The sequence below is a fragment of the Paenibacillus aceti genome (assembly GCF_003614185.1).
GTDB lineage: Bacteria > Bacillota > Bacilli > Paenibacillales > Paenibacillaceae > Fontibacillus > Fontibacillus aceti.
The window spans coordinates 3,309,621-3,335,743 of record NZ_KZ987724.1; the positions used below are offsets into that span (position 1 = coordinate 3,309,621).

Sequence of the window (26,123 nt, forward strand, 5' to 3'; positions counted from 1 at the left end):
TCTCCCCCTCAAATTTATACCAGGTACTCTATGAAAATCGTCTTATCAATATGCTGCAGCGGCAGGGTAATTCTATCTCCGCTCTTCAGCTCCAAGCCCGCGCTGGCATCTACGACCCGGCCGGACTTCTCGACCTGGGCTTCTGAACCGTTGCGCAGCATGATCTTGTCCCCCTTCGCCGGCGTAAAGATAACCTTCTCGGTCTCCTTCAGCTCTGGCGCGAGCTGCAGCAGCTGATGCAAGTTGAACTTGCCCTTGAACGAGGTCAGCTTCTTATACTGCGGGAAGGACTTCTCATTTGTGTTCTCGTCGCGGATTTCTATGACGATCTGCCCGACGAAGCCGCGATTGGCCTTCTTCACCGCCGTCGCAATGAAATAACCGGCTGCCCCCAGCACAGCCAAGGATACGACCGCGATCACCCAGGTTAGCCATGGGAATGGCTTCTCCTCCTCAGGCGCCGCTGGTACGGACGGCTTCGCCGCAGCTCCCGAAGCTGAATTAGCTTTGGCACTGATCGTAACCGGCTCCGATTCCCGGTAGAAGCTGCGCTCTTCAGCACGTATCTTCAACTCATAATCATGGGCTTCGGGAATTTTAAAGCTTCCCTCGAAGCGGTCGCCTACATTGTTCAGCTTGATTTCCTCCGTCTTGCCGCTGTCGATATCCTTGGCGAGCAGAACGGCCTTCATGTTCTTGTATAATTCGGCGCTTTTCAGCTTCTGGCCGTTGCTATTCAGATAGGCGCCGATCTGCAGCTTATCGCCAGGCTTATGGCTTCCAGCCGCGAGCGGCTCCATCTCCAGCTCCAAGTCGTAGTTGAACACGAGGTTAATGTCGATCTTGTCCTTGGAAGCCCCCTTAACTCGCAGCTTCCAATCTCCCTCCGCCGGACTCAGCATCTTAATGAGAGAGTAGCTCTTCGACTTCGACAGCAGTACCTCATCCGAAGGAATCGCTACCTTGTCCCCGGCCGGGTTCACCAACTCCGTCTCTACCGGCTGTGCCGACATGATCGAAATATTCGCTTCCAGCACATTCGCATTCGGCACGTTGACCGTAACCTCCTGGAAGCTGCCTGTACCGGTCATGCTCTTGATCGGCACAATCTTCAGCTTCAGATGACTGGCGAATATCTCGCTGAGGATGCGCGGGAGATCATCCGCCGAGCTGGTAGAGAAGGACTTGGCGTCTGTCTGCTTGGCCAAATCCTCCAGCGGCGCTTTGTTCAGCTTGCCATCGGCATTCAGCCCGATCGTATAGATGGGAATGCCTGCGGCCTTCGCTTCATCAACAGATTTGGCGAGCTCTTGATCGGAGGCCTTCTGCGTACGGCCAGAGCTCTTGTTGAAGTCATTATTGCCGTCCGCCAGCAGAACGATCATCGGTTCGTGGTTCGGATCAGCGCCCTTTTGCAGGACCTTCACCGCTTCCTTGACTCCGATAGCGATATCGGTGTAGGGACCTCTATCGAGGCCATCGATGAAATCCTTCAGATCCTGTTTATCTTCAGGGCCTTTGATTTCAAGCAATGCCTTCTCGCGCTGGACCTTATCCGTATAGGCGATAATTCCTACCTTATCCCCTTGCGCAGACAGCATATCGATGAACATCTTCATCGCTTCATTGCCGACTTTATTCGCGTCACTCTTCTTCATAGAGTTACTTACGTCGACAACGAGTACAGCATCGATTCGCGAGCTGGGCTGACTCCCTTGGCTTCCCTGACCTGCTTGACTCCCGTTCGCGGCTGACACGGCTCCAAGCATATGGGAACCCAGTGTAGACACGAGTAACCAAAAGACTATGAAAACCGTTAATATACGTAAAGACTGCTTATATCCTTGCTGCATGATCGTGCTCCTTTATTCATTTTTAAGATTCATATAAACTAGAGGTAGTTCAAAAGTCCGCATTTGAAAAGATCCCTGAAATAATCTCTATATCATTGTAATCAACATTCCTTAAGAAAAGGTTAAGAGGTTGTTGAATTTCGGCTCGCTTTATTCGTCAAATTCTACCAATCTTCTCGATGCCCATATGATATAATTAATACCTTCATAATTCAATTACGAAAGGAAACTGCATATGGTTACATACGGATGCCTGGCTCTTATGTTTCTATTCGTTATCATTAAGTCCATTCTATACTACACGCGCAGAAACAACATCATCGCTCCTGAAGAGCTCGATGAACAATTGCTGCAGCTTATCAACCATAAAGAGAGAATGCCATGAATAAGAAAAATATAGTATTGCGTCCTCCAATAAAGACGAAGTATGCCTATGAAAAGTTAAGATGCTGCAATAAATGTCATAATTACACCGCGCTCCAGGAGGAGAACTGTAGCATCTGCGGCAAGTCTGCCCTTCTGCCGATGCTGGAGGTTGCCAAGCGTGCAGCCAAACGCTCGATGGGAAACGATCTGCTGTTGACCTTGCTGCTGACGCTGCTCTCGATAATATTCAGCCCGACTCTGCAATGGGTGATCATATCGGCGATAACCGGAGCTGTGCTGCTGGTAGTATTCGTGATCGTGCATCGTATAGCACTGCCCAGCCGGACATCCATCGAGCTGAGCAAAATATTCGTCCGCGACCGCGATCGCATCGCTGAGGGGCTGCTGCGTAATCTCGATACTGCTGTCGCGCAAGAGAACGAAGCCCGCTCCTATGAATTGATGCGAGAAATAGCCGCCATCATTCACGATGACCATATTCGTAAATTGCAAATCATTCTTCTGCAGTCGCTCAAGCTGCGCAAAGATATGGAGTTGGAACTGGAGCCGCTGCTGGTGAAGGACTTCGACCCGGAGCTGGCCGACTACATCGGTGAGCTCGCCAAAATCAAACGCGAGCTGATCAAAGACCACACCTTCCAGTATGTGATCAAATACGAGGCGAAAATCTCCGTGATGGAGCATGGAGACGACATTCTCACCGGAGTTGCTGGAGCAGCAGTAAGAATGAAACGCTATGTACTGGCCTATGCCGACTTCATCTCCCGTCACGCCCGCAAGCTACCCAAGGACCGATTCCTGCGACTATACCGAATCGTCATGGAGAACCCTAATTTAAATTGGGGAGCGCTCAAAGCAGAGACCGTACGAGTCTATGAAGAGAAATACCAGTGGGATGCCGATTTTCAACAAATAAAATCGAGGTCTAATATACATGACGTTTAAAAAATGGTTAACCCTGCACCATCTGCTCATTTTATTATGTCTATTATTGATTCCACTGCTTATTTACAAAGGAATAGGAATTTCTCAGAAAGTAAGTGCTGTTAAAAAGGCTGAGGTCTTCTATGGGGAGAAAAATCTGATCGATGCGGAGACCTGGTATCAAGAAGCCCAAAAGAACAGAATGATTCAATATAAGGAAGAGCTGATCGCCTCTCGATTAGAGGAATTAGCGCCGATCACAGCGATAAAGGACAGCTTGTCCAATATTGCCTCGGAGGCCTCCAAGGCGGCCCATAAAAAAGATTTCGAACATCTGATGACCGCCTATACCGAGCTTAAGCAGGTCCGCAGCACCTACCTCAAGGCTGAGGGAGTCTACAGCGAGTATTATAAGCAGCTCTCCAAGCAATACGGGATCTCGCATAGCTTCACGGACTATTTCCAGCAATTCCGCACCGATCTGTTGAAGCAGTCGCAGCAAAATTTAACCCACCATAATTATGAGAACGAGTCGTTCAAATGGAAGCTGCTGCGTATCCCCGCCCATTTCTTCGGCACCGAGCAAGAATGGCTCGATGAGCTAAACTCCGTGTTCAAGCAGTACGATGAGGCTAAGCTGGAGAACCTCGCGACACGCGGAGATATAGAGAATATGCTGCGGCATACCTCCTCGATGCTGAAAGAATACAAGGAACATAGCCATGAGGCTCCCTGGGTGACAGCCAAGATGGACGCCCTGATGCAGACACAGTTCAATCAGGACTGGAGCCGTGAGGATTACGCCGCCTTCGCCCAGCATGCGCGCCAATTTGATACTTTCGCCAGCTCGGCCAATCCCCATTCCAAGGTGCTGACCTACGCCAAGCAGGGGATCGATAAATTGCTGCGCTCCGCCGAGAAGAGTGTGAGAAGCAGAGATTATCAGACAGCGATCGATCTGTATACGGCGCTCGGTAATTATCAGGATACTAAAGCAGATATCCACGCGGTCGAACTGGCCTGGACAGCCGCCGAGCCTGTGAGGCTACTGCCTGCACTTAACAATGGGGAAGGATATAAGCATGTTGCCGGAGGGGTAAAAAGATTCGGCTCCAGCATTTACGTCGCTGCTACCGATGTGAATAATCAGCTATTCTTTGGCCGCATGAATAATGAGGAAAGTGTGCAAATCTTATCAAATCGGGACTTAACAGCGAACGAGCAAATCCGCAGCCTGAATATAGATCCGAATCTGAGCACCTCGGACATTCCCGTCGTGACCATCGAAGCGGAGTCTAAGACGCGAACCACACTCTATATCGCTTTTGAAGTGCTCGAGGATCGTATTTCGCTGCTATATTGGATTGAGGCGGATGACTTAAGTATCCAGACGGACGGAACACTGCAGGTCGTTAATCCAATCGGGGAGGGCGAGGGGCAGACTGCTATTTTTGAACGTTATGGCGATACCTATCAATTCATCGGAATCAAGCAGGAGTTCAAGGACATCGCCGCCGATGATGTCAGCTTATATCCCGATATGCTCGTCCGCTTCACCTGTACAGTCATTTCCCCGAGGACGGGAGAGGCGCTTGCTCAGGGTGAGCAAGGCCATATGATACTCCAGGGCGATCTCACCTTCAACGAAGGGAAGGCTGTTGTCATTGGGCGCTTTACGCATTACACCGAGCTGATGACCGAGGTTCAGCCTGGGGAAGAAGGCACGGAACCCAATGCAAGCTCACCTGATGAGCCTGCTTCAGGCCAACCCGCCACCCAAACCATACGTGTCCCCGTCATCAAAGTAGAGTCCGTGAAGCAATGAAGGGGCTGTCGCGCCACTGCTGGTCGCGTGCCCCATCCCTGCTTGTTCTGCCAGATCGAAGCCCATGGCTGGAGAGCTGAATGGGTCACGATTGTTGCGCAGCAAATAACGAACCCTATTTCCGTTAGTGAGCTACCGCTAAAAAAGGGGCGTCTCCAAGTCGCAAAAATCGACTTTTGAGACAGCCCCTTATCTTGTTCAGGAAATATTCTCGTTAATCATCATTTCGAATTCTTCAATATTGTCATTGGAGCCGATTATAACCATAATATCCCCGGTTCTTAATTGATCCATCGCCGTCGGGGCTACGATCACGCCATCCTCGCGATGAATCGCGACGATACTGCAGCCGTACTGCGTCCGCGGGTGGAGATCACCTACATTCGTACCATGCAGAAACTCCGGAACCGTCATCTCTACAATACTGTAATTCTTCGAGAGCTGAATATAATCGAGCAGATTGGGCGTGACCAATTGATGTGCCACCCGTATCCCCATATCCCGCTCCGGGTAAATGACCCGATCCACTCCCAGCTTCTCCAAGGCACGGCCGTGCAGGATGGAGATCGCCTTGGCTACTACAGTATTCAGGCCGAGATCCTTCAACAGAATCGCCGCTAGTATACTCATCTGAATGTCATTGCCGATAGCTACGATTCCGCAATCAAAATTACGCACTCCTAATGATTTCAGAACTTCCTCATCCGTCGCATCAGCCACGACGGCATGAGTAAGACGGTCACTCCATTCGTTCACCACCTCTTCATCCCGGTCGATCCCCAGTACCTCATAACCGAGATCCATCAGTTCCAGTGATAAACTAGCTCCGAAGCGCCCCAGTCCAATCACCACAAACTGCTGTGTCTTCATTCTCAACTTCCCCTTATCCAATAATAATTTTACCTTCCGGATGTCTATATAATTCTTTGCCCTTCTTAGGGCCAAGCGCAAATGCCATCGTAAGCGGCCCCAGTCGTCCAGCGAACATGGTGAAGCTGAGAATGATCTTCCCGAAGATTGTCAGCTTGGCCGTCAGCCCCATGCTCAGACCTACTGTACCGAAAGCCGAGGTCGTCTCGAATAGAATACTAAGGAAGCTGGCATCCTCTGTCGTCGACAATACCATCGACACTGTAATCACGAGGAACAAGGCCAGCATCGTAAGCGTAACGGCCTTGAAGATACGATCTTGAGCCAGCCGATAACGGAACAATACGAGATCTGAACGCCCGCGAATCATCGATATCACTGCACCGATCAGGATCATGAAGGTCGTCGTTTTGATCCCGCCCCCGGTAGAGCTTGGTGAAGCACCGATGAACATTAGAATAACGATAAAGAATTGCGAAGCTTGCCTGAGCGCTCCAATATCCAGCGTATTGGCTCCGGCCGTACGTGCCGTTACCGATTGGAAGAAGGATGACCAGATCTTCTCCCCCCAGCTAAGACCGGATAGTGTGCCGCGATTTGTCAATTCGAACACGAAGATCACTAAGGCGCCGATCAGAATCAACGACCCGGTCATTGTGAGTACGACCTTGGAATGAAGCGATAATTTGCGATGCTTCCTGAAGTCAACCAGATCTGACAGCACGATAAAGCCGAGACCGCCCGATACGATCAGGAACATCGTCACCAGGTTAACGATTGGATCGCCAACATACTTCGTCAGGCTCTGATAATGTCCAAACAGATCAAAGCCCGCATTATTGAACATGGAGACCCCATGGAATATTCCAAAATACAGCGCACGACCAAACGGCATGTCCAAGGACCAGCGAATCGTAAAAATCAATGCGGCACTGCTCTCGATCACTAGAGAATAGAGCAGCACCTTGCGGATCAAGCGAACGATCCCTTCCATCGTGTTCTGATTCATCGCCTCCTGCAGCAGCAGACGGTCCTTGAGCGATATTTTGCGTTTAAATACTAACGAGAACAAGGTGGCTACGGTCATGAAGCCAAGTCCGCCAATCTGAATTAGCAGCATAATAACGACCTGACCAAACGTAGAATAATATGTCCCCGTATCCACAACGATCAAACCGGTCACGCAGGTCGCTGAGGTTGCCGTAAACAGCGCATCTACGAATGGCAGAGACTCCCCTGTCGTGCTTGAAATAGGCAGCATCAATAACAGGGCACCAGTAAGAATAATAGCTGCGAAGCCTAATACTAATATTTGCGGCGGGGAAAATTTGAACCATTTTACCCACATATTTAACAGCAACTCGGGTCACTCCCATCCTTTTTGTAGCAAAGAAAAAAAGCACTGGAAATCCAATGCCTTTTGATTGGTCCCTGCTCAAAGGCCTACGAGGTTAGCTGACGGATTCGGACATGAACGGCTTGCCCTATTCGCTTTGATCCAGGCCGTGAGCCAGGATTAGCGAAATTCACCCCTAAAAATCGGTTCCCCCGTTTTCGGTTGAAATTCGGCCATTTTTATTTATTTGTTATTTCATTATTTTCATTTCATTTTCGTCAAAAGGATTATAAGCCTTATCGCTAACTATCACAAAGTTTCTAATGGATTAAATAACTCGAAATAGACGTATATGGAGCGAAACTATGATCATGGTACTCTGTTCTCTGAGCTACGCGAGTCATAGCCGATGTTATTGCGTCTTTTCGCAAACTATTGTTCGATTGGCGAAGTCCTGTTCCCTATGTTATCTTTAATTGAGCTATATGAACGCCTCTTAAAAAAAGTATTAAAGGAGTTGTGGAGATGCAAACTACCAAGGGTTCGCCTGGTTCGTTATTAAAACAGCCTAAGGTTCTCTGGACACTGGCTGCCATCGGATTGGTTGTCTTCTTCGTCATACAACTGCTGCTACCTTCACTCAGTGAATCTCAACAGCAGCTGACTAGTAAGACAATTAGCAAAGCTGAAGCAAAACAAGCCGCTATTACATTCGCGCAGACAGAGCTCGGGATCAATGGTAATTTTGAGGACGCTCTGGTTACATACGATACGCAGTCCGATTTGTTCGGATACTTGACTAAGGAAGATCTGGTCGATAAATATGCTAAATCTTATGGCAAGCAATTCCCGTACGACATATTCCATGTTACTTTTACCGACCCGGATGAGATATTAAGCCTGTTAAGCATTGACGTTAATATGCAAGAGGGCAATGTCGTCGCTTTTGAAAAGGTCATTTCAACGAGTAACGCCGCCAAGCAGGCCTTGCTGGACTATGGGCGGGAAAATACGGAGTCGCTGATCGCCCGGGAAGGCGATATCAGCCTGGCCGATAAGGAACTGCTGGCACGGCCTTATCTGCAAGCATTGGGCTTCAGCCCGAACGATCTGCAACTGGCCTCCAGCGAAGGCCAATACGGCCTTCTCTATGAATTGCCGAATTACAAGATCGGACAGTCACAGGCACAGCTCCAATTCCATTATGAATACGGCGCGGTGTCTTCTATGTCTTCGCAGTTCACGGTTCCTAAGTCGTACAATGATTATGTCGGGAACCAGAAGATCATCGCCTACATTCTTACCTTTGGCGGATATGGGCTATTGACCTTCGTTCTGGCCATCCTGGCCGTTGTATATAGCATTCTGACGAGGGCGCATACCTCTTTTAGACGAGGTCTCTTCCTGTCTTCTTTATATTTTGTCCTAAGTATGCTTGGAACAATCAATATGCTGCCCTATTTGCAGAAGGATGGCACTAGCGACACTATGCTCATTTTCACTCTCGCTCTTCAAAGTGTGTTCACTCTCCTGCAGTCCGGAGCGATCTACGTATCTCTGGTCGGCGGCGACGCCTTATGGAGGCAAAGGGGACATATCCTCTGGCCGAGAGCGAAGGAGCAAGGTTATGGCCGCCATGTGCTGACGGCGATGAAGGACGGCTACGCCTGGGCCTTGATTCTGCTCGGCGCACAATCGATTATTTTCCTGATCCTGGAGAACACCATTCAGACCTGGGCGACTACAGATGCTGCACAATCGACTTATAATATGTATCTGCCGCTGCTCTTCCCATTGCTGGCCTGGGTGGCCGGGATCGGTGAGGAAGCGGTCTACCGCCTGTTCGGGATCGCCATGCTCAAGAAGATGTTCAAGAGTACATTTGTGGCCAGCCTGCTCACTTCGCTGATCTGGGCCTTCGGCCATACGCTGTATCCGATATATCCGGTTTTCTCACGTCCGATCGAGCTGATGTTTATCGGTTTATTATTCAGTTTCGTCTTCCTGCGTTACGGGTTTATCACCGCTGTCTTCGCGCATGTTATCTTCGACTCAATTCTGATGGCGATCAGCCTGATGGTGATGGGCGGCGGACTGAATATCATCGGCGGTATATTCTATATCGTACTGCCTGCGATCGTCGGCTACCTGATCTATCGCTTCAACCCGAAATATAAGGAGCGTCCGATACCACCACAACGCAAAGAAGAGGAGCCGTTTATTCCGACTCCTCATCCCGAAGCGAATCTATAATTGTCTGTGCAAGCTTGTCACCAATAGAAAGAGGCCGAAAATCTTCGATTGAGGCCTCTTTTATTTTTTTGAGCGAGCCGAAATGCTTCAGCAGCATTTTACGCCGTTTCTCGCCCACGCCAGGAATGGCGTCAAGCTGAGATACGACCATCGATTTAGCGCGCTGTTCGCGGTGGAAGGAGATCGCGAAGCGGTGCACCTCATCCTGGATGCGTTGCAGCAAGTAGAACTCCTGGCTATCGCGGGCCAGATGCACCGGCTCCGGCGGATCGCCAATGATCAACTGCGCCGTCTTATGCTTCGTGTCCTTGACCAGACCGCAGACCGGAATGTACAGCCCCAGCTCATTCTCAAGCACATCCTTGGCCGCAGCCATCTGCCCTTTGCCGCCGTCCATGACGATCAAATCGGGCATAGGCAAATTCTCCTTCAACACCCGTTCATATCTGCGCCTCACTACCTCGCGCATCGTCTCCACATCATCCGGGCCCTGAACGGTGCGAATTTTATATTTGCGATATTCCTTCTTGGCTGGCTTACCATCGATGAAGACCACCATCGCGGATACCGGATTGGTTCCCTGAATATTCGAGTTATCGAAGGCCTCAATTCGCGACAGATGCGTCAAGCCAAGAGCCTCCCCCAGGTTCTCGGCCGCTCTGGACGTTCTTTCCTCATCCCGCTCAATCAGGCGAAATTTCTCATCCAGGGCAACCCGGGCATTCTCAACAGCCATCTGCGTCATTTGCCGCTTCAATCCCCGCTTGGGAACCAGCGTCTTCACGTTCAGCCAGTTCTGCAGCGCAGCAGCTCCACTCTCCGCATCAAGCAGTTCATCCCTCTCTCCCTCACCGGAAGACAGGCTCTCCTGCCCCTCCTGTTCCTCTTGCTTCATCAGTTTCATCTCTGGCAGCAGAATCTCCTGCGGGAGGGCAGGATTATCACTGTAGTATTGCGTCACGTAGGATAGGAAATCACTATAGGCTTCTCCGTAGAATGGAAACACCGAGGCATGCCGTTCGATCATTTTCCCCTGACGCATGTACAGAATCTGCACACACATCCAGCCTTTGTCGACCGCGAAGCCGAATACATCCCGGTTCTTCGCATCATTCATCGTGATCTTCTGCTTCTCCATCAGCGCGTCAATGCTACGGATCTGATCGCGTAATTCCTTGGCCCGCTCAAAATAGAGCTCTTCCGCTGCTTCTTCCATCTTGCGCATCAGTTCCTGCTTGATCTCCTCATGCCCGCCGTTCAAGAAGGAGACGATCTCCGCGATCATCTCTTCATACGTCTGCGGCTGCACTTCCTTCACGCAAGGTGCCAGGCATTGCCCCATATGATAATAGAGGCATACCTCCTTCGGCATCACATTGCATTTGCGCAGCGGATACATCCGGTCAAGCAGCTTCTTCGTCTGCTGCGCCGCATAGGCATTCGGATACGGACCGAAATATTTGGCCTTATCCTTCAGGATTCTGCGCGTCACTTCCAGCCTGGGATGGGTCTCATTCGTAATTTTGATATAGGGATAAGTCTTATCATCTTTGAGCAATACATTGTAACGGGGAGAATGCGTCTTAATCAGGTTGCACTCCAGAATGAGTGCTTCCATATTGCTGCCGGTCACGATATATTCGAAGTCGCGGATTTCCGAGACAAGGCGCTGGGTCTTTCCATCATGACTGCCCGTAAAGTAGGAACGCACCCGGTTCTTCAGTATTTTGGCTTTTCCGACATAGATGATCGTGCCGTTCTTATTCTTCATCAAATAACAGCCCGGCAAATCGGGCAGCAGCGCGAGCTTATGCCGGATCGCTTCCAGCGCTTGCTCCTGCTCCTGCACTTGCTTGGCAAAGGAATCTGAGTTATGTCTATCGCTAATCGTCCTCTCCTCCTCTCTCTTCACAGCTTACCTGCACAGAAAACGCCCCCGGACATGCCGGAGGCGTAGATGTAGCACCTTCTGAATCAGTGGCCAATTAATGCTTGGCAATCATGTTCTTCAGCGCATCTTTGGAGTTCAGACCAACAACCTTATCCACAGGTTGGCCATCCTTGAACAAAATAAGTGTCGGAATGCTCATTACGCCAAAACGGGATGCAGATTCCGGATTTTCATCCACATTCACCTTCGCGATTTTAACGGAGTCGCCCAAGTCGCTGGACAATTCTTCGAGAATTGGAGCAATCATTTTACAAGGACCACACCAAGGCGCCCAAAAGTCAACCAGAACGGTACCTGTACTTTCGACTTCGCTATTAAAAGATTGATCGGAAACATTTACTATTGCCATGATATCTCCTCCTTGTATGTTACTGGAATGCCTGCATAAAGCCAGCTAACAGCATTCCTTAACTGGTTTGTTATCGGTTAGTATGCGCCATTTGTAGCGCTACGGACTTCATTATAACATAACTTTTTAATAAATGGGAATTCACGTGCAGACATTATCTTTACAAACTTTAACGGGATTAGGTATACTAAGAATATCCAAATCTCGGTTTGTCTATGATATTTTTAATTGACATTACATAAAATTTGGTCAAGGAGGCCTCGCCCATATGGACGCCAACACGCAAGTGAACGACCCGCGCCAGCATATTAACGAAGAGCCACGTAATGATTTCTTCGATTTAATGAACGGTTTCTTCGGTATGCTTACTTTTATGGCTGTTATTTTCTTCGGTATGGTGATCTTGAAGTTTATCGCCAGCTAGCAGTTCACTCACCGTCAGCGGCTCTGCGTGTTAGGCCTGCTGATCCGAATCGACACAGTGAGAAGACCCCGGCATTCAATCCCCAGGATTGTGGGCCGAGGTCTTCTTTTGTTATGATCCTCAGGATCTTCATGATCTAGTGCCGCGTTTATTGCTACCCTTAACCGTAACTACGTCCACGAACGGAGCGATCCGATCCATCAACCGCTGTCCTTTATGCCGCTCTTCTCCGTCCTTGCTCGTAAAGCTCAAATGCTGCTCCAGCGCTTCCAGAGAGTAATTGGAGGTATAGAAGGTCGGCTTGCGATTCATGCGATAGTTCAGAATAGAGCCCATCACATGGTCGCGTACCCATGGATTCAAATTCTCCGCCCCGATATCGTCGAAGATGAGCAGATCCGCCTGCTTCATAACCTCTACCGTTTCCTTGATCTTCTGCGAATCCTGAAGCATCGATTTCAAGTCCTCTACGAATTCCGGCATATATACGATGACGCCAGAATAGCCTGACTTGGCTAGCTTATGCAGCAGATAGCACATCAGGAAGGTCTTACCCGTTCCGAAGCTACCTTCCAAATACAAGCCGCGTGACTGAAGGCCATTCTCTTCAGTATTCGTAATATACTGCAGCACCTGTGTTACGGCAGGGGCGCGGACGCGATCCTTGGTCAGAATCTCGACCTCGTCATACCCTTCCTGCAGTGCACGTTCATCGACATAGAAGCTGCGGATCTTCTTCTGGATCAAGAGCTCATTTTCTCTTTGCAGCTGCTTGGCGCAGGGAACCTGGCGATCGACCATTTGCGGACCGAGCACATTGCTCTCTACCGTCAGCTTCGTGAAATGGCCGGGAAAATCATTAGGACATTGATCAAGACCCGGACAATGGGCGCAGTGGCGACTATCATTCACATATTGATACAGCTTGGCCATATCGCGGATCAGCTGTTCTTCCTTCAGCTCCGGATGCCGCGCGCGCAATTCAAGTACCAGCGGGTCATTCAACAGCTCCTGCTTGAGCTGCTCTGTACGCCGGCGCAGGTCATTATTCTTCATGCTTGACAGGATTTGACCGAGCGAATCCATACTATCCCCCCCTCCGCATTAAGCCTCATTATTTTTCCCGGATTGCATCCGTTCAGCAAGCTTCAGCATCTCAGCAAACTCTTCATCCGAGACTCCACGTTCCTCTGCCGAGCTCTCCATGATCGGGATTTCCGGCTTGGGCTTATTAGCGGCTGTGTTCCCTTTATAAGAACGCCTGCGGCTCGTCCCCGTCTGCGGCCCAGTCGATGACTTCATCTTCACCTTCGACTGCTCTCTGATATAAGCTACGGCCTTCTCATAAGTATTAATCTGCTTCATCAGCATATTCGATGCGATCGCCTCGACAAAATTGCGATTAATTCGCTGCTCCGTATTCGAAGTGAGCAAAGACATTAAATAATGAATCAGTACGTTGATGACTTCTCCAGGCAATTTATAGTTCAGATCGATCTTCGTAAATATATCCAACAGATTATCCGGCACCGCTCCCGGGAAGAAGGTTTTGAGCAAACCAGTATAAGGCTCGTTGCGAAGCATCATATTGTATTGGTGAATATCGCATTTATCAACAAATTGCTTCGGCACCTCCAGATAATACTCCATCTGCACGGGGTGCTCTTCCAGATGCCCTTCATTCTCAGGCTGGGCAGAAGGGCCAGGGACCACCTTCGCATAGGCGATCTCCCGTTCTTCCTTGCGTCGCTTGCCTTGACGAAAATGAAGGTTGGCCCGGCGCTGCAGCTCGTCCAGCAGGATTCCGCCGCTCGGGTCGAAGACTCCATCCTCATCCAGCAGTCGGCACAGATCCTGCACGCTTAAATCGAATTTACGGGCTACATAGTTCAAGACGCCCATCTCTTCCGGATTGAAGCGAAGCCCCTCCACATGAGCGCGGTTCACCGATTCCCGGGGAAAGCGAAGGATAATGTCAGCGTAATTGATTCTATCTTCTTCATCCGCTACATTTCCCTTCGTCTGTCTTGCCATGGCTGTCTCGGCGATCGCCTGCTCCAGCTCATAGTCTATCGAGTGAGTGTTCAGTTCGAAAATCTCATAGAACGGCACCGTAATATTCTCTTTATTATAGGACAGAGCGTACATATCCCCCGGCTCCTTGCTGAAGAACCGTTCACGCAAAGATAGAACCGCAAATTTCCCGATCTTGTCCCGAAGCAGCAGCGTTAAGTGCTGAGTATAGAAAAATTCTGTCGGTGACAAAGGCGGCTGCAGCTCATATTCATACATATATTCATCGCTATCCGTCATATACATCCGGCTGGTCTGCAGCAAACCGACCGCTTCGAGCCTGGAGGTCTGTTCAACCAGATAGGAACGCCCCTTCTCGCTCGGCTCGATTCCAAGCGTCAAGAACAGCGCCCGTTGCTGTTCAACCCGAGAATAACCAACCTGATCCTGAGGAACCTGCTCCACAAGCAGTCGATATAACGAAATAGCAAAAGCCCCAACCATGGGCTGATAAATTAAATTTAGCGTTTTCCCGTCAACAGGACTGAGACTGAAGTCACGATATACGCAATAACGGTGATTTTCAGTAAAATGCAGCATGTTGTTCATGCGCACGGCTTCATCGCTCCTTCCCACTTTTAGAGGACATTCAAACCTCACCCTTTGATCACGAAGTAACTCTGGGTAGCTTATTCGACATCGAATCTTGAATTCAGCCGGGCCTTCCGGTGCTCACGTACAAACTACGTACGCTCCGCTCCTCATACCCAGCTTCATCCAACCTTCTCGGTGCTGAAAGTCTGACTTTTGAATTCCCGCTTTTTACGATCCATGTAGATTTCTCTATTCTATCACAAAATGATTCTACTTGAATCGTGCAAAGCATACAAAAATCGAGAGATTTCCCTGGCAATAATTATAGAGCACGCTCCAAAAAATAGACAAAAATAGAGCCGACAACGCTGCATTAAGCAATCATCGGCTCATTATGATATCTATATCCATACCTATGTCTAAAACATCTTATACCCTGCGAATCGCAGCTTGCGAATCGTCCACCCGCTCAGAATCGCCCCGGCTAGCCCCGCTAGCGCTGTCAAATAATCGACCAGACGGAATGAGGCCAGATATAATCCCAGGCTCATATCATGATCCCAAATTGTATAGACAACGATCGGGAGAATGACAATAATAAAGATATAAGCGGGAAACCAGGTCGTCTTCATCAGCATATTAAGAATGAATCCGATCCCGAACATCATTACAAAAAACAATACCATTAATATCAATACGACGAGCCAGCCCAAGTAACTCACCTCTCACGTTCACACTATAACATAGGTCACACTATTTATAACTAGTAGATAGTTTACTAAAAAAAATGTTGCAAAGCAATGAACTTTACATATAATTATACCGTTTTCATTTGCCCCTGCCGATCATATTAGGATACAATGGTAACAGCGCATAATTTGTGCCTACCTAATGATTATTTAGGAGTGATCATAAAATGAATGAAGCTGCATTAACCTTGGAAGGCTGGTACGCTCTCCATGATTTCCGCACCATGAACTGGACGGCCTGGAAAGAAACAGATGATGAAGAGCGTGCTGGTGCCCTGGAAGAGCTTCACAACTTTCTTCAAGAGTGGGATTTAATGGAGCAAGACAAGACGGGCAGCACCGCCGTATACTCCATCGTTGGACAGAAGGCTGACTTTGTGTTCATGCATCTCCGCGAATCACTAGAGGAGCTTAACGCTCTAGAGAATGCTTTCAATAAAACTACCTTTGCAGAATATACTAACAAGACTTATTCATACGTTAGCGTAGTGGAGCTGAGCAATTATCTAGGTTCCGGCGGCGGAGATCCAAGGGAGAATCCGGAAGTGATGGCCAGATTACAGCCTATACTCCCGAAATCCAAGCATATCTGTTTCTACCCGATGAACAAAAAACGTGATTTAAGCGATAACTGGTACATGCTCTCCATGGATGAGAGACGCGCTATGATGCGCAGCCATGGAATGATTGGCCGCAGCTATGCCGGCAAAGTCAAACAGATTATCACCGGCTCGGTCGGGCTGGATGACTGGGAATGGGGCGTCACTCTGTTCTCTGACGATCCGCTGCAATTCAAGAAGCTCGTCTATGAAATGCGCTTTGACGAAGTCAGTGCCCGTTACGGCGAGTTTGGCTCCTTCTACGTAGGCAATCTGCTGAACGAGCAATTATTCGAAGATATACTCAAGCTCTAGTGGAAGCAGTCATAGAGCACGCTTTTCAACTACGATTAAAGTAATTTCAAAAAAGGGGTACCCTCTGATCTTATGATCGGAAGGTGCCCCTTAGTCCTCTTATTCTTCGTTGTCTTCTTCTTCCTCCAGCTTGCGAAGAGATTCCAGGAACTCCGCTGTCATGCGATCGCGGTCCCTGCTCTTCTGCTTCAAGCGCTCAATGGCAGGTAGAATCAGAATATCGACTTCCTTCTGAACTATATACGATAAGTCATACTGCCCCTGTGACTCCAGATAGGAGCCGACCTCCATCAAGTCATTATAGCGATCCAGTTCCTCTCGGGTTAATAATCCCCGTACCTGCACACTGCAATGTCTCATTTTACAGGAATCTGCCTTTCTTCAGGACAAGCGGAATCCCGCCGATGGTGAACAGATAGCGGATATCGACCAGCTTCTTGATCTGCGCAGCCACCCAGCCCTTGTACTTCTTGCCAAATGCGCTTGCCACAGCCTCCCCTTTGCCCAGAGAAGCTACTGTCCCTTTATTGCTGAAGACGAATTTCTTAAGCTCTTTATTACGGATCGAAGCGACAACATTCTGTGCACAGGTAACTCCTTGCTGCATAGCAATTTGCGCTGTCGGTGGATAAGGCCGACCTTCGGGGTTAAGCATAATCGAGTTGTCCCCAATAATAAAAATATGGTCATAACCCGGCGCATGCAGATACTCATCGACCTGTACCCGGCCTCTGGAAGTCTCGAAGCCAGCAGCTTCGACCAGACGATTACCGCGAATCCCGCCGGTCCATACGACGGTAGCGGAGCGGATGACCTCGCCGTTCGCTAGTACCACCCCATCCTCCATACATTCCTTAATCGCTACGCCGATCTTGAATTGAACGCCTTTCTTAACGAGTATATCATGCGCATATTCTACCAATTCAGGATCGAAGCCCGGCAATATGGCTGGAGCCGCCTCTACATTATATATATTAACGAGACCCGGATCGACGTCATATTCCTTACATAGACGCGGGATGCGGTCCGCTAATTCAGCCACGAATTCAATACCGCTGAAGCCTGCTCCGCCAACGACAAAATTCAGCCGATCAGTACGGCTCTCATCGAGCTTATACAGAGCGAACTGATATTCAATATGCTCGCGGATCAAGCGTACGGAATTAATACTGCGGATCGTCATCGCATATTCCGAAAGCCCTGGAATGCCGAAGGATTCCGGCTCCCCACCCAGCGCAATAATCAGATAATCAAAAGAGAGCGTTCCATCCTGCAAAATGACCTTACGATCGGACAGACGGATTTCTTTGACATTGGACTTGACCAAAGCTATCTTAAATTCATCGATTAGCTTCGAGATAGACACCCGGGTATGCTCGATTGAATCCGTACCGGCTGCCGGCATATGCAGATGTGTCGTAAAATAATGATAATCATGGCGATTGACTAAGGTGACATCCGCTTCATTATAATTCAATTCCTTCTGCAGACGCTGCGCCGTTAAAATTCCGCCATATCCAGCACCGAGAATGACGATTTTAGGTATGGTACTCATCTTTAGTGCTCCTTCCAGTCTGAACCACTCTATATTTGTATTTTTCTATCCGGTATTAATTTAATGTGAAAATAACCACATAAAAAAATAATAGCCAGTTTAAATGTTGTTCCACATGAAATTTACGATATTTGTCACAATTATTGTAACCCTTCTTTCCATTTCAAAGCAAAAAATTAGCAATAAAAACTTCCAAATGTACTTTTTTCGTCACAAATATATGTGCATACAATTTGAATAATATCGACTTTTGTATAAAAGATCAAGTCTTATTTTACGCCACTTGCGGGCATTTCCTAGGTCGCATAAATTGGAAATTCGACGAATATCGCCTTAGCTTTGCAAGTCTTCCGCGGACGATTATAATAAAGTAGAAATGACAATATAAGCTTCATGAAATGATTTGGAGGTGTAAGTCTGTGTCATCCCTGAATGCCAGCGGAGAATTTACCGACCTTCTCATTATCGGAGGAGGACCGGCAGGTATGTTTGCCGCTTTCTATGGCGGAATGAGAAAGGCTTCCGTCAAGTTAATCGAAAGTATGCCTCAGCTTGGAGGGCAAGTGGCCGCTCTCTATCCTGAGAAATATATTTACGATATTGCCGGCTTTCCTAAAGTAACCGGTCAGGAATTGGTTAACAATTTAACGGAGCAACTCAAAATGTTCACCCCTGACATTCGTCTTGAGGAAAAGGTACTACAAATCGAGAAGAAGGATGAGCGACATTTCGTCGTAACCACTGACAAGGGCATTCATCACGCACATGCCATTATTATAACAGCTGGTGTCGGCGCATTTGAGCCACGACGTCTCGAGGTAGAGAATGCACTGCACTTCGAGAAAAGCAATCTGCACTATTTCGTTAACGATATGGAGAGATTCCGGGGACGGAAGGTGCTGATCAGCGGCGGCGGTGATTCCGCGGTCGACTGGGCGCTCATGCTTGAACCTATCGCCGAACAAGTTACGCTTGTTCATAGGCGTGATAAATTCCGGGCCCATGAGCATAGCGTAGAGAGATTGATGTCTTCCCGAGTCCATATCATCACACCGACAGAAATCACGGAGCTTCACGGTGAGGAGCAGATCGAGCAAGTCACCCTCTCCCATGTCAAGACGAAAGAGACTACGATCGTTGAGGTAGATGATGTCATCGTGAACTTCGGCTTCGTATCTTCACTCGGACCTATTGCAGAGTGGGGGCTCGATATTCAAACGAACTCCATCGTCGTTGATTCGCGGATGGAGACCTCGATTCCGGGGATCTTTGCCGCGGGGGATATTACGACCTACCCTGGCAAGCTGGATTTGATTGCGGTTGGCTTCGGAGAAGCGCCTACAGCCGTGAACAACGCCAAGGTCTATATCGATCCGGAGGCGAAGTTATCACCAGGCCACAGCAGCAACATGAAACTATAATATGTGAACCAAATCTACATTAGATTCAAATAAAAAGGGTATCTTAACTTTACGCAGGAAAATGATGTCGTAAAGGAGAGATACCCTTTGCCTTATGTCTGCCCGTTGTGCAACGGCCTGGCCCCATTAACTGCAGCTTGTCCTGATTGTGGATATACTCTGGATAACGAGGGCAAAAGAGAAGACTATGCCGGACCATACAGTCCCTATGGTTCAGCGGACCAGTACACCTCTGCCCTTTCACTCCACAGCCTGGAGGGCTGCGAGCATGTAGTCCAATGTCCACACTGCCATGAAGCTTATATTTATCGTGTTAATCTGTGGGAATCCCCTTAACTACGAGTGAATGGATACGAGATTTTGACTGGAAGCGAGGCTTGTCCAATTAATGCAAAATAGAACTGTCCGATGTATTTAAGTCTCGTTTATGGATCTCTGCCAACAGAAGTGCAATGAACTCCCGATCCAGGTTCAGCTCTGTGGCCATATGATAGGATTCAAGCAACATTTCATCTGTTAACATCGCCATTGATCATACACCCTTTCTATTTTTTTCCTAATCATAACAAGAATCTCTCAGCAGAACAAGCGTTCTGTTATCCACAATCACCTGTGGAAATCCTGTGAATAACTTGTTAGTAAAGTGTGAAGTCCACTGTAAAATCTGATTGGATAATGTGGATAAAAGTTATTCACAGGATTTTTGTGTCAAAATTTCTCGTAAAATTTTTTTAGATATTTTTTTGGAAATAGGGCTTTTTCTTATTGCGGTCTTGTATTCACTTCAAAAATCCACACCCTGCCATTCACATCGATCCCATAGTCGAAGCCGAGCTGTTCAATTCCCGGGAAGGAACTTTCCATGATCCCAATGCAGGTATTCGTTAAATTACGCATCTCCTGCCGCTTCCTCTTCGCAACCCCTCTCGACAACGAACGACTCAAGCCTGCACGCGCCGTTAGCAGAGTTCCTCCCTTGCACAGGTTCGTAACGAAGAGACCGGGACGGGCCAATCGGCCTACCATAGCGCGATATACCCAGTTCCCGTTCTGTTTGACAACCTTTACACGGTAATCGATCGGCCGGCCGCCAATGCTCGCCAGATGGATTCCCTGTTGAATAATATAAGAGCGGCGAACCTTCGCCCGGTTCAAAGCTCGAAACATGGCATCATAACTTGCGAATGATACTCTTCTAGACATATTCGTGAAAGAATAAACTCCGCCTGAATATGTTACCTTGATTACACCATAACCTCCACCGCCACGGACCGGCTTGATGACAACCATACCGAACTTATGAAGCATCTGCCTTAATGCTTCCGAACTATACATCCTGGTTTGTGGTATGTGGGCAGCTACACTTTCGTTACCGAGCAGCGCTTCCGTCTTGAGCCACTTGTTGGCAAACTGTCTTCCCACGGGTGACATCCCCCTTTCCGTTATGTGTTATTCATACTCTAACTCTCGTTTTTATTCTTGTATGTTTGTCCAAGGCAAAGGCCTGTTTTACTCGCAACCACTTTCTATGCAAAATTTCAAATTTGACGTATAGTATGTAGCAGGTATATTCGCAGTATATTAAGCTGCTGGGGAGGGTCTTTTTGCTATGTCCGCTTTATTTGAAGTATTGTATTGGATCGCCATGGTTGCCATGTCACTTGTTCTGGCTGCAATCACGGTAGCCATGTTCCTGTTCGGCTTCAAGGCAATCAAGACAGCACGCAAAGGACTTGGAATCAGTTGGATCGCCTTCTCGGTCGTTGCTGCCGGAATGGTCGTACTCATGATCAATAGACAATTTTTCTAAGCGCATATCACGTATCCAGGCAAAAAGAGATTCGTTCCTTTCCTCTTTTGAAAGGTGCGAATCTTTTTTTTCTGAAAAATTTGAAACTATCTGAAGATAAATCGTATTATTTATATAACATGCTCTACAGGAGGTTCTACAACTATATGGAAAATACACAGACATGGAGCGGACGGTTCAAGAAGCTGTTCATCAATAACCGTTTTGTTCTATTCCTGTTGATCGCGCTCTTGGTCGGTTTAAATATATTGGTGTTCAACAAAATTTCCTTCGTCTTCCGACCGTTAACTGTATTGCTCAAGACCGTGCTTCTGCCGATTATCCTGACGGGGGCGATTTATTACCTGTTGAATCCGCTCGTGGATTGGCTGGAGAAGCGGGGCGTTAAGCGTGTATACACGATCGCCGCCCTATACCTGCTGATTATCGGCTTGCTGACGATCATTATCGTCTCTGTCATGCCACTCCTGCATGAGCAGATTATTCGACTGATCGATAATTTCCCGAAATACAGCTATGAGGTGCAGCTGCAATTTGAGAGCATGATTGGGAGCGACTTCTTCCATCAATTCCAGACAACGACGGGCTTCGATCCGTCCACGGTTGGGCAGACCTTCTCCAAGCAGGCGACCACCATCCTGAATAATGCCTGGAATGGGATCGGTGGCTTCCTTGGCACGATCAAGGATGTCGTTCTGGCGATCGCAACGGTCCCTTTTATCCTGTTCTACCTACTGAAGGATGGAAGGAAGCTGCCGCAGTTCATTCTCAGATTTGTACCGAGCCGACTGCGCGAGAGCACTCATACTGTGATGTCTGAAATGAACGGACAAATCAGCCATTATATCCGTGGCCAAATTATCGTCAGCTTCTGCATCGGTATTCTGATGTATATCGGCTTCCTGATTATCGGGCTGGATTACTCGCTGATTCTGGCTCTGATTGCTTCCTGTACTAGTATCGTTCCTTATCTGGGACCAGCGATTGCGATCACCCCTGCACTCATCATCGCGACCGTAACTTCACCGTTTATGCTGCTGAAGCTGATCATCGTATGGACGGTTGTGCAATTAATCGAAGGCAAGCTGATCTCGCCGCAAATTATGGGCAAGACGCTGCGGGTGCACCCGATCACGATTATTTTCGTCATTCTGACCGCAGGGAATCTGTTCGGCTTCTTCGGAATACTGCTCGCGGTTCCAGGATATGCGGTGCTTAAAGTAGTCGTGACACATTTATTCAAATGGTTCGAGCGCCGCTCGCATCTATATGAGCCGCTTGAGTCGGATGAGCAGGACGGGGATAAGCCTGATGGGAATGGGAATAACCTAGGGCTAAGATAAGTCCCTCCTAAGGAGGTAAAATCGATATGAAAGATTACGGCATGGAAGAAGACGGAGACGTGATTCCCGAACCATCTCGCTCAGCCGATATCGTTACAGAATCAAATCAAGTCGTTGTATTAATTGACGTCTGGATGCCACCGGTTCGCGATAATATGGCGGGGCGTGCAGTCAAGAAGACGCTGACTATTCCTAAATGGCTCGACGATATAGCCGCTGAAAATAAGGTTAATTACTCACACATCTTACAGGACGCATTAAAGGATTATCTCGGCGTAAGTGAACGGAAAAAGATCCGCGACTAATCGCATAATTTCACATAAAAAAACCGGATCATCCCCTATACAATAGGAATGTCCGGTTTTTTCGTGTCATAATACGTGTTTGCTCAATCGCAAACTTCCGGTTTGCCCTCTTCATCCCGCATGCGGAACGATTGTCCACAGCCGCAGGTGGCGATGGCGTTCGGATTATGAATGGTGAAGCCGCCGCTCATGCCGGATTCCTGGAAGCCGATCTCTAGACCGCTCAGATAGCGAAGCTCTTCCTTATCCACCACGACCTTCACGCCTTTGATGTCCATATAGACATCTGCCTCGCTCTCCTCATCATCCAATCCCATGCTATATGAGAAGCCGCTGCATCCGCCTGGTTTCACTGCTAAACGCAAGAACATACCCGGTATTTCCTGTTCAGCCAGCATATCTTTGATGCGCTCGATGGCACTATCCGAAATTTCAATCATTTTACGCCCTCCTTTAGATTCCTTTCAAGAGGCTATTCAAAAAAATGAATCATGTTTTTTGAATTCTCACTATTAAAAGTATACTCCACATGGCAACTCCCCTCAAGAGACGCAGGTATAACTCCCTTCCAATTGTCACGTTTTTCCTCTAAAATTTTAGTCTTTTCTCCCAGACTTATTGCCCCTTCCAAGAACCAAGGTTTATAATAGGGTGGGATTCAACAGCTTCAACGGGATATGATCGAAAAATGCATCTATATAAGCCGGGCACATGCTCAGGCTATTTCGTTAAAACCTTCACAGGCATATCCAATAGAAACGGAGGTATAGTCATGATTCCAACAGTGATCGAAACAACGGATCAAAGAATGCTTGAAATCATTCATAAAGTAAGAAATGGCGAGAGATTAACCCTGGAGGACGGGGTTTACTTGTATGAGAGCGACGATATTCTGACCATCGGCCAGCTGGCCAATGAGGTCAATTTAAGAAAGAACGGCAAAAGGGTTTATTTTATCGAAAATATGACTCTGTACTTCACCAATGTCTGTGAATCACACTGCGCATTCTGCAACTTCAGACGTGATGAAGGAGAAGAGGGAGCTTATACACTATCTGGCCAGGAAATGATCGCTTATGTTGAGCAGCATATTCATCCCGGAGTGCGGGAGTTCCACATCACAGGCGGGCATAATCAGCATGTTCCCTTCCAATATTATGTGGATTCCCTGAAGGCGCTGCATGAGCGCTTCCCAGACGTAACGATCAAGGCCTATACGGCGGCAGAGATTGAGTTCTTCACCCGCATCAGCGGACTTAGCACGAAGGAGGTACTCATGGCGCTGCAGCAAGCCGGGCTGAAGTCGTTGACCGGGGGCGGAGCGGAGATTCTATCCGATCAGTATCGGCAAAAGATGAAGGTAGAGAAAGCTAATGTAGATCAATACCTGGACGTCCATCGCACGGCCCATCAACTGGGGATGAGAACGCACACCACGATGCTCTATGGGGCGATCGAGACCCATGAGGACCGTGTTCGCCATATGATCCAGATCCGCGAGCTGCAGGATGAGACCGGAGGCTTCATGGTCTTCATTCCATTGTCGATGCAGCCCCGCAACAAGAATGCCGGGATCATGCGCCGCAACTCCGCATTCGAGGATCTGAAGACAATCGCCATCAGTCGGCTGATGCTGGACAATATTCAGCATATCAAGGCCTACTTCATTAACATCGGTGTTCAGCTCACCCAGATGTCGCTCGCTTTCGGAGCATCCGATGTCCATGGCACGCTCGTTAGAGAACGGATCAGCCATGCGGCTGGAGCCAATACGCCTGAAGGATTAACCCGCAAGGAATTGATCTGGCTCATCAAGGGCGCGGGCAGAATCCCGGTAGAGCGCGATACCTTCTATAATGAGATTGAGGTTTACGAATAGTAAATTCCTCGGTACCATGCGCCGTATTATGGGTACAATACTCAATAATGCCCGCAAATGGATCTCCTCCATGTCAAAGGATTCAAATTTAAAGTTTTTTGTAATATAATAAGAGGCGAAAGGAGCTGAAAACAATGAGTGAAAACGTACAAGATAAATTATATGACGAAGTATCCGAAGTTCTGGACAAACTCCGTCCATTCCTGCAACGTGACGGCGGTGACGTCGAACTGGTTGACGTTGAGGACGGAATCGTCAAGCTGAAGCTGATGGGTGCTTGCGGCAGCTGCCCAAGCTCAACCATTACGCTGAAAGCAGGGATCGAACGCGCACTGTTCGAAGAAGTAGAGGGCGTTCAAGAGGTTGTACAAGTATTCTAATGAAAGCCAGCTAACCGGGATATCCTATTCCGGGAGAATAGGCAGCCATGATGAGCCTGGCCCCTTCGGCATAGCCGAAAGGGCCAGGTTTTTTAGATATCCCCTATATCAAGAACGCTTCACCACCCATGGACGAATCGGGTCCAACCCACCCGAAATATCCATCACATTTCCTGTAATGAAATCCGAATCTGGATGGCACAGAAAGGAAATGACGCGGGCGACATCCTCCCCGCTGCCCGGCCGTCCCAGCGGCGTCTCTCCATCGGACAGCTCCCGGGCCTCCTGTATAGAGATTTCCTTATTGCGGCCGCGAATATCTCCAGGACAGACCATATTCACTGTAATGCCATAAGAAGCTTCCTCGACCGCCAGCGTCTTCGTAAAGGAGACCAGTCCGGTCTTGGCAGCAGCATATACCGCCCGATGCGGCCAGGCCCGTGATTCTGCGGCATGACCGAAGCCGAAATGAATAATTCTCCCCCAGCCCTTCTGCCGCATCCCCGGCAGGACCTGATGATCTAGCAGCATCGCGCCGACCAGATTGCCGTCGACCATCGCCAGAATATCCTCCTGATCATAGTCAGCAAACATACGCCGCTCGCGAATAAAAGGGCCTGCATTGTTCACAAGAATGTCCACGATGCCCAACTGATCATTCACCTGCCGCACCAGGCCTTCAAGCTGCTCCCTGCGGGAAATATCCGCTCTGACTGCAATAGAACGAACGCCTAGCCCTTCAATCTCGGCCCGAAGCTGCTCAGCTTCCTGTTCACTATGTACATAATTGATCGCAATATCGCATCCCTGCTCGGCCAGCATGAACGCAGTCTTCTTCCCGAGACCTTTGGCGCTTCCGGTAATGAGGGCGACTTTTCGCATATTCCGTTCTTCTCCTTCTTATAAGAAGTTATTTAAACTCGCAAGTAAACTCTTTTTATTTTAAGTATAAGAGATTTGAAGAATTCCCTCAAACAAGCCCATGCAT

At 48.4% G+C, this 26,123-nt stretch carries 26 protein-coding genes and 1 riboswitch; of the genes, 12 read left to right on the top strand and 14 right to left on the bottom strand.

All coding sequences use genetic code 11. The features are described 5' to 3' along the window. Nucleotides 1–14 precede the first annotated feature (14 nt). Nucleotides 15–1,853, bottom strand: a complete 1,839-nt coding sequence (locus tag BFJ94_RS14750; RefSeq protein WP_120463345.1) for a vWA domain-containing protein — start codon at nt 1,851–1,853, stop codon at nt 15–17. A gap of 235 nt (nt 1,854–2,088) precedes the next feature. Between BFJ94_RS14750 and BFJ94_RS25425 the strand changes: the two genes are divergently transcribed. Genes BFJ94_RS25425 through BFJ94_RS14760 form a run of 3 tightly spaced genes read left to right on the top strand, consistent with a single transcriptional unit; the run spans nt 2,089 to nt 4,989 of the window. Next, nucleotides 2,089–2,238 carry a hypothetical protein gene (locus BFJ94_RS25425; protein ID WP_162944291.1) on the top strand — a complete coding sequence of 50 codons (150 nt, stop codon included), beginning with the start codon at nt 2,089–2,091 and terminating at the stop codon, nt 2,236–2,238. Next, the gene (locus BFJ94_RS14755) at nt 2,235–3,185 is read left to right on the top strand and encodes a hypothetical protein (protein ID WP_120463346.1); all 951 of its coding nucleotides are present in this window, start codon (nt 2,235–2,237) and stop codon (nt 3,183–3,185) included. Before BFJ94_RS25425 ends, BFJ94_RS14755 begins: the two co-directional genes overlap by 4 nt. Beyond that, nucleotides 3,175–4,989, top strand: a complete 1,815-nt coding sequence (locus tag BFJ94_RS14760; protein WP_120463347.1) for a hypothetical protein — start codon at nt 3,175–3,177, stop codon at nt 4,987–4,989. Before BFJ94_RS14755 ends, BFJ94_RS14760 begins: the two co-directional genes overlap by 11 nt. A gap of 198 nt (nt 4,990–5,187) precedes the next feature. On the opposite strand, the gene BFJ94_RS14765 is transcribed toward BFJ94_RS14760, so the two are convergent. Then, complete coding sequence (locus BFJ94_RS14765) at nt 5,188–5,859, bottom strand: potassium channel family protein (protein WP_120463348.1); 672 nt, start codon at nt 5,857–5,859, stop codon at nt 5,188–5,190. 13 nt (nt 5,860–5,872) lie between these two features. After that, nucleotides 5,873–7,207 carry a TrkH family potassium uptake protein gene (locus BFJ94_RS14770; protein ID WP_120465254.1) on the bottom strand — a complete coding sequence of 445 codons (1,335 nt, stop codon included), beginning with the start codon at nt 7,205–7,207 and terminating at the stop codon, nt 5,873–5,875. 77 nt (nt 7,208–7,284) lie between these two features. Continuing rightward, nucleotides 7,285–7,440: riboswitch (cyclic di-AMP (ydaO/yuaA leader) on the bottom strand. Nucleotides 7,441–7,720: 280 nt separating this feature from the next. Here BFJ94_RS14770 and BFJ94_RS14775 point away from each other — a divergent pair. After that, entirely contained in the window at nt 7,721–9,448 is a 1,728-nt protein-coding gene (locus tag BFJ94_RS14775; protein WP_120463349.1) for a CPBP family intramembrane glutamic endopeptidase, read from the top strand. On the opposite strand, the gene uvrC is transcribed toward BFJ94_RS14775, so the two are convergent. Next, nucleotides 9,414–11,336, bottom strand: a complete 1,923-nt coding sequence (uvrC, locus tag BFJ94_RS14780; protein WP_120465255.1) for an excinuclease ABC subunit UvrC — start codon at nt 11,334–11,336, stop codon at nt 9,414–9,416. The two genes, BFJ94_RS14775 and uvrC, sit on opposite strands and share 35 nt — an antisense overlap. Before the next feature lie 97 nt (nt 11,337–11,433). Then, on the bottom strand, nt 11,434–11,748 hold the full coding sequence (gene trxA, locus BFJ94_RS14785; protein ID WP_120463350.1) for a thioredoxin: 315 nt from the start codon (nt 11,746–11,748) through the stop codon (nt 11,434–11,436). A gap of 268 nt (nt 11,749–12,016) precedes the next feature. On the opposite strand from trxA, the gene BFJ94_RS14790 reads away from it, so the two are divergent. Beyond that, the gene (locus BFJ94_RS14790; protein WP_120463351.1) at nt 12,017–12,172 is read left to right on the top strand and encodes a YqzM family protein; all 156 of its coding nucleotides are present in this window, start codon (nt 12,017–12,019) and stop codon (nt 12,170–12,172) included. Nucleotides 12,173–12,301: 129 nt separating this feature from the next. On the opposite strand, the gene dnaI is transcribed toward BFJ94_RS14790, so the two are convergent. The 3 genes from dnaI to BFJ94_RS14805 all read right to left on the bottom strand — a co-directional run bounded on the left by dnaI (nt 12,302) and on the right by BFJ94_RS14805 (nt 15,492). Beyond that, on the bottom strand, nt 12,302–13,258 hold the full coding sequence (gene dnaI / locus BFJ94_RS14795; protein WP_120463352.1) for a primosomal protein DnaI: 957 nt from the start codon (nt 13,256–13,258) through the stop codon (nt 12,302–12,304). Nucleotides 13,259–13,276: 18 nt separating this feature from the next. Beyond that, nucleotides 13,277–14,800, bottom strand: a complete 1,524-nt coding sequence (locus BFJ94_RS14800) for a replication initiation and membrane attachment family protein (RefSeq protein ID WP_120463353.1) — start codon at nt 14,798–14,800, stop codon at nt 13,277–13,279. A 398-nt stretch (nt 14,801–15,198) separates the two neighbouring features. Beyond that, nucleotides 15,199–15,492 carry a YuiB family protein gene (locus BFJ94_RS14805; RefSeq protein WP_120463354.1) on the bottom strand — a complete coding sequence of 98 codons (294 nt, stop codon included), beginning with the start codon at nt 15,490–15,492 and terminating at the stop codon, nt 15,199–15,201. Nucleotides 15,493–15,695: 203 nt separating this feature from the next. Here BFJ94_RS14805 and hemQ point away from each other — a divergent pair, with 203 nt between their 5' ends. Further along, nucleotides 15,696–16,442, top strand: a complete 747-nt coding sequence (gene hemQ / locus BFJ94_RS14810; protein ID WP_120463355.1) for a hydrogen peroxide-dependent heme synthase — start codon at nt 15,696–15,698, stop codon at nt 16,440–16,442. 99 nt (nt 16,443–16,541) lie between these two features. Here hemQ and BFJ94_RS14815 read toward each other — a convergent pair whose 3' ends face one another. Further along, nucleotides 16,542–16,802, bottom strand: coding sequence for a hypothetical protein (locus tag BFJ94_RS14815; protein ID WP_120463356.1), 261 nt, complete (start codon nt 16,800–16,802; stop codon nt 16,542–16,544). 1 nt (nt 16,803) lies between these two features. Beyond that, entirely contained in the window at nt 16,804–17,997 is a 1,194-nt protein-coding gene (locus tag BFJ94_RS14820; protein ID WP_120463357.1) for an NAD(P)/FAD-dependent oxidoreductase, read from the bottom strand. 398 nt (nt 17,998–18,395) lie between these two features. On the opposite strand from BFJ94_RS14820, the gene BFJ94_RS14825 reads away from it, so the two are divergent. Next, entirely contained in the window at nt 18,396–19,418 is a 1,023-nt protein-coding gene (locus tag BFJ94_RS14825; protein WP_162944292.1) for an NAD(P)/FAD-dependent oxidoreductase, read from the top strand. 385 nt (nt 19,419–19,803) lie between these two features. Here BFJ94_RS14825 and BFJ94_RS14835 read toward each other — a convergent pair whose 3' ends face one another. Both BFJ94_RS14835 and BFJ94_RS14840 read right to left on the bottom strand, forming a co-directional pair. Further along, nucleotides 19,804–19,947, bottom strand: a complete 144-nt coding sequence (locus BFJ94_RS14835) for a sporulation histidine kinase inhibitor Sda (protein ID WP_120463360.1) — start codon at nt 19,945–19,947, stop codon at nt 19,804–19,806. Nucleotides 19,948–20,180: 233 nt separating this feature from the next. Then, nucleotides 20,181–20,840: a YheC/YheD family protein gene (locus BFJ94_RS14840; RefSeq protein ID WP_240431914.1), complete on the bottom strand. Its 660-nt coding sequence runs from the start codon at nt 20,838–20,840 to the stop codon at nt 20,181–20,183. Nucleotides 20,841–21,027: 187 nt separating this feature from the next. Between BFJ94_RS14840 and BFJ94_RS14845 the strand changes: the two genes are divergently transcribed. The 3 genes from BFJ94_RS14845 to BFJ94_RS14855 all read left to right on the top strand — a co-directional run bounded on the left by BFJ94_RS14845 (nt 21,028) and on the right by BFJ94_RS14855 (nt 22,876). Beyond that, complete coding sequence (locus BFJ94_RS14845) at nt 21,028–21,228, top strand: hypothetical protein (RefSeq protein WP_120463362.1); 201 nt, start codon at nt 21,028–21,030, stop codon at nt 21,226–21,228. A 146-nt stretch (nt 21,229–21,374) separates the two neighbouring features. After that, nucleotides 21,375–22,571, top strand: a complete 1,197-nt coding sequence (locus BFJ94_RS14850) for an AI-2E family transporter (protein WP_120463363.1) — start codon at nt 21,375–21,377, stop codon at nt 22,569–22,571. Nucleotides 22,572–22,597: 26 nt separating this feature from the next. Further along, entirely contained in the window at nt 22,598–22,876 is a 279-nt protein-coding gene (locus tag BFJ94_RS14855; protein WP_120463364.1) for a hypothetical protein, read from the top strand. 83 nt (nt 22,877–22,959) lie between these two features. On the opposite strand, the gene BFJ94_RS14860 is transcribed toward BFJ94_RS14855, so the two are convergent. Next, the gene (locus BFJ94_RS14860; RefSeq protein WP_120463365.1) at nt 22,960–23,316 is read right to left on the bottom strand and encodes a HesB/IscA family protein; all 357 of its coding nucleotides are present in this window, start codon (nt 23,314–23,316) and stop codon (nt 22,960–22,962) included. Between the two features lie 332 nt (nt 23,317–23,648). Here BFJ94_RS14860 and mqnE point away from each other — a divergent pair, with 332 nt between their 5' ends. Both mqnE and BFJ94_RS14870 read left to right on the top strand, forming a co-directional pair. Further along, nucleotides 23,649–24,755: an aminofutalosine synthase MqnE gene (gene mqnE, locus BFJ94_RS14865; RefSeq protein ID WP_120463366.1), complete on the top strand. Its 1,107-nt coding sequence runs from the start codon at nt 23,649–23,651 to the stop codon at nt 24,753–24,755. Nucleotides 24,756–24,889: 134 nt separating this feature from the next. After that, nucleotides 24,890–25,135 (top strand): NifU family protein, encoded by a 246-nt coding sequence (locus BFJ94_RS14870; protein ID WP_120463367.1) that lies wholly within the window; start codon nt 24,890–24,892, stop codon nt 25,133–25,135. A 108-nt stretch (nt 25,136–25,243) separates the two neighbouring features. Here BFJ94_RS14870 and BFJ94_RS14875 read toward each other — a convergent pair whose 3' ends face one another. Continuing rightward, nucleotides 25,244–26,017 (bottom strand): SDR family oxidoreductase, encoded by a 774-nt coding sequence (locus BFJ94_RS14875; protein ID WP_120463368.1) that lies wholly within the window; start codon nt 26,015–26,017, stop codon nt 25,244–25,246. Nucleotides 26,018–26,123: the final 106 nt, after the last annotated feature.